Raw genomic sequence first — 543 nt, forward strand, 5'->3', positions numbered from 1 at the left:
TAATATAGAATCCTCTAGAAACTGATCCGTAACTTCTTTCACGTCTAATGGAATTATCTTACTTTTCTTCGTATTCATTATTTCTAGTAGCAAAATAGTTAAATAATTGTTATTATAATCAATATTTATATCTTCTTTTTTAACACCTGGTAATTCAGCATGAACAATATATTCTTCAGGTGTTTCTTTTATATCAGTTTTGAAACTTCCACCAGACTTAAATTCTGATAACATATCATCACTAAAGAAATCATTGAACATGTCATTGATAGTTAATCCTCTGTTATTTTCTCCATTATTAAATTTAAAAGGTACTAAACCGAACATACAAAGACCTCCTTTTTAATCATATTTTTTTGAAATTTCAAAAGTAGTTTTTAATAAGCTTAATTGAATTTTCGCTTTGAGAAGTTTATTTATTATCTTTAATTACTTCTCTTATCTCTTTGTACAAGTACATTATAAAATTAAAGTCAAAGAAGGTCAAATTTGTATAAGTGAGAATAGTTGAGTAAGAGTGAGAAAATAAAAGAAAGAGTTTTG

Annotated in this window: 1 protein-coding gene; it reads right to left on the reverse strand. The window is 25.4% G+C overall.

Features of this window, described 5'->3' with window-relative positions; translation table 11 throughout:
* Window positions 1-327: Hsp20 family protein (locus HMPREF0216_RS13275; RefSeq protein WP_005215164.1), on the reverse strand; the 327-nt coding region annotated here is incomplete at its 3' end.
* Window positions 328-543 lie beyond the last annotated feature (216 nt).

Source organism: Clostridium celatum DSM 1785, assembly GCF_000320405.1.
Taxonomy (GTDB): domain Bacteria; phylum Bacillota; class Clostridia; order Clostridiales; family Clostridiaceae; genus Clostridium; species Clostridium celatum.